The 3,910-nt window shown below is 39.2% G+C and carries 1 protein-coding gene and 1 pseudogene; both read right to left on the bottom strand.

All coding sequences use genetic code 11. The annotated features are described in order from the left end of the window. Positions 1-170 precede the first annotated feature (170 nt). Positions 171-1,091, bottom strand: a complete 921-nt coding sequence (locus HT736_RS10290; RefSeq protein ID WP_172931016.1) for an XRE family transcriptional regulator — start codon at positions 1,089-1,091, stop codon at positions 171-173. 123 nt (positions 1,092-1,214) lie between these two features. Beyond that, positions 1,215-3,864: pseudogene (gene adhE / locus HT736_RS10285) on the bottom strand (bifunctional acetaldehyde-CoA/alcohol dehydrogenase). Positions 3,865-3,910: the final 46 nt, after the last annotated feature.

The raw sequence follows: 3,910 nt of genomic DNA, 5'->3' as shown, positions 1-3,910 counted from the left end.
TAATACTCTTCGAAAATCTCTTCAAACCACGTCAACGTCGCCTTGCCGTACTCAAGTACAGCCTGCGGCTAGTTTCCTAGTTTGCTCTTTGATTTTCATTGAGTATAAAATTCATTGTAACAAAAAAGCGACATTTCTCCAATGACAGAAATGTCACTCCTATAAAGCATTTAACAATACCTTTCTAAGTCTTCGCTCCATTCATTATCTAAACTAACGATTAACTTCTCATTGCCAAACATCCTCGCCATCATTTTTGCTTCTTCATACTTTTGTTTGGCTGTATCATAATCCGTCTGAATATAATATTTCCACTCCACCATCAAGACAATCGGTTGTTTTTGAAAATCTCGTGTTTTTTGCCCTATTTTATTTAAGGTCTCGACTGCCCTCTTAAAATAATGAAGCAACCCCATAATCTCTATACAAGTTAAAGAAGCTAACAAGGAGTCTCTAAGTAAGTCCAAACAATCGAACTCTATCTTATCAACCTGAGAACTTAATTTGTCATGAAAACAAAGAATGGTTTCATGCTCAGATTCTTTTATCTCACCCATATTTAAACCATCCATTAACTGACAGTTGAAATACAGTCTCAGTTTCAACAAGTCCTCGGCTTTATATACATCTCTGGATAGTAAGTCTTGAAGACCGTCCTCAATCACACCACTTCCGTATAAGGAATTACTAGTCGCTCTCACTTCATCTATTGCTTGAAGACAATCCACTATCATCTTCTCATCACGTGGCAAATCATCATAAAAATTCTCAAAAATCTCATCGAAATATTCTTCCTTTTGTTCCTGCAACTCCTTGTCTCCATAGTCAGGATGATGTAAAAGAAAGTACTTTAATTCTTGGTAACGCTTCGGTAATTCCTTATAATCTGGCATCAAGACGTAGGACGGAATTTCTAATCGTTCTGCAATATATTCTAGGGTTTTTATCGTCGGGCGAAATTCTCCTTTTTCAATCCGCACCAACTGACGCACTGATAATTCAGACTCATCCCCGCAAAAAACTGGACGACTAAGGCCTTTCTCCTCTCTTAAAAGTCGCACTTTATCCCCTAACTCATTTATCTTGTTCATTTGCCCCTCGCATGATTATTAAAGATTTGATTTTCAAATAAATATATGCGATGATTATACCATTTTTCAAATAGAATTACAAAAAAGAGACAGGATAACTCCTGCCTCTAAACTGATAAACAATTATTTACGGCGTCCTGGTCTTTCTTTGTAGCCATAATATGCATCTGCCATAATTTCTTCCATGTCAGCTACCATTGGCAAGCGTGGGTTAGCAGGAGAACATTGGTCTTCATAAGCAAGCAAAGCAATTTCATGCAAGCTGTCTTTCCAAGCTTTTTCATCAATTCCTTGATCCTGGAAGTTCATCTTGATACCTACTGCAACACCAAGTTCGTAAACAGCTTTAGCGTATGCCTCAACTGCTTCTTCTGGAGTTGAGTGAGGCAAGCCAAGCATTTTCGCGATGTCTTGGAATTTCTCATCAGCTTTCCAGTAGTTGTATTTAGGCCATGTAGTAGTCTTAGCTGGACGAGTTCCGTTGTAACGGATAACGTACGGAAGCAAGATAGCATTTGTACGTCCGTGAACAGTGTGATGAACACCACCAATCTTATGGGCCATTGAGTGGCTCATTCCAAGGAAGGCATTGGCGAAGGCCATACCAGCCATTGTAGACGCATTGTGCATTTTCTCACGAGCTTCTGGGTCAGCTGTCTTAACAGATTTTTCCAACCATTCAAAGACAAGTTTGATTGTTTGAAGCGCAATACCGTCTGTATAGTCGTTAGCAAAGTTTGAAGTGTAGGCTTCAGTCGCGTGTGTCAAGACATCCATACCTGTATCAGCAGCGATAAAGTCTGGAACTGATTCAACCAAAGCAGGGTCAACAATGGCAATAGTCGGTGTCAATGAGTAGTCAGCCAATGGGTATTTGCGGTTGTTTTTCTTATCAGAGATAACGGCAAATGGTGTTACTTCTGAACCAGTACCTGAAGTTGTTGGGATACCGATGTACTTCGCTTTCTTACCAAGTGATGGGAAGCGGAAGGCGCGTTTACGGATATCCATGAATTTTTGAACCAAGTCACGGAAGTCGATTTCTGGTTGTTCGTAGAAGAGCCACATTACTTTGGCTGCATCCATTGGTGAACCACCACCAAGAGCAATGATTGTGTCTGGTTCAAATGCTTTCATCACCTCAGCACCACGTTCTACAGTTGTGATGTCTGGATCTGGTTCAACATCTGAGAAGACTTGGATAGTTACACGGTTGCTACGTGCGTTCAATTGATCAATAACACGTTGAGCGAATCCAAGTTTAACCATAGAGTCGTCAGTTAAGATCATCACTCTCTCTACCCCCCATTTCGCTTGAGTATCTGATTGCGTTTGGTTCAAAGTATACTTTTGGGGGAATTTTGTACTATTATAAATTGTTTTTTCTGCGCGCAATAATTTTGTAGTTAAGTAGATTTACAGCTCCGATGTTTCCAGATACTGAGTTTCCTCCGTAGCTACCACATCCAAGAGTTAGTGATGGGATAAGCGCGTTGTAGATATCCCCGATAGCTCCGTGTGTAGATGGAGAGTTCCATAAGATACGGCAAGCAGGAATTACTTTACCAAATTGTTCAGCAACCTCTTCGTCTTGAGTATGTACAGCAGCACTGTGACCTAAACCATTAAATTCAACCATTTGAAGAGATTTTTCAATTCCATCTTCAGTGCTAATAGATTTAAGTACCGCTAATATTGGAGATAATTTTTCACGAGTTAGAGGTTCATTTTCTCCTACTTCTTTAACTTCAGCAGCTAAAATTACTGTTCCTTTAGGAACTTCGAATCCTGCTAATTCAGCAATGTGTTCAGCAGATTTACCAACTACGTCAGCATTTAATTTAGCGCCAGCACAGTTATTAGAGTTAGCTTTTGCTCCAAATACGAATTCTTCAAGTTTAGCTTTTTCTTCTTTGTTAACGAAGTATACATGGTGTTCTTTCATTAATTCAATGAACTCTTCATAGTGTTCAGTATCAACGATAGCTGCTTGTTCACTGGCACAAATCATACCGTTATCGAATGATTTACTTAATACGATGTCGTTAACTGCTTGTTTAAGTTTTGCATCTTTGTGTACATAAGCAGGTACGTTACCAGGACCAACACCTAAAGCAGGTTTTCCGCAAGAGTAAGCTGCTTTAACCATTGCACTACCACCAGTAGCAAGAATTATAGATACTCCATCATGTTTCATTAATGCGTTTGTTGCATCTAATGATGGTTGTTCGATAAATTGAATACATTCTTCAGGAGCACCAGCTTCAATAGCTGCATCACGAACTATACGAGCTGCTTGTTTAGAACATTCATTTGCAGCAGGGTGGAAGCTGAAGATAATTGGGTTACGAGTTTTTAAGCAGATTAATGATTTAAATATTGTAGTAGATGTAGGGTTAGTTGTTGGTACGATACCACAAACAACACCAACAGGGTCAGCAATTGTAGTTAAACCATCTGATTCATCTTTATCAACAATACCTACCGTTTTTAGTCCGCGTAAGTTGTTTGCAATGTTTTCACAGGCAAACAAGTTCTTTGTAACCTTATCTTCAAATACACCACGTTCTGTTTCTTCGATTGCATGTTGAGCAAGAATTCTGACTGCATCAAGTGCTGCAGCTGATGCTTTCTCTACGATGTAATCAACTTGTTCTTGGTTCAACTTACGCATTTCATCAAGCGCAACCAAAGCTTTTTGTACTAGTCCGTCTACATGCTTTTCAGCAGCGAGTTATTTTTTCTCAGGTGTTACAGTTTTTTTATCAGCCATATTTTCCTCCATAGCCTTAAAGGATTTAAACTCAATGAAAATCAAA

This window comes from Streptococcus sp. 339 (assembly GCF_013277285.1).
Taxonomy (GTDB): domain Bacteria; phylum Bacillota; class Bacilli; order Lactobacillales; family Streptococcaceae; genus Streptococcus; species Streptococcus pseudopneumoniae.
This window is presented reverse-complemented; position numbering and strand designations above follow the sequence as displayed.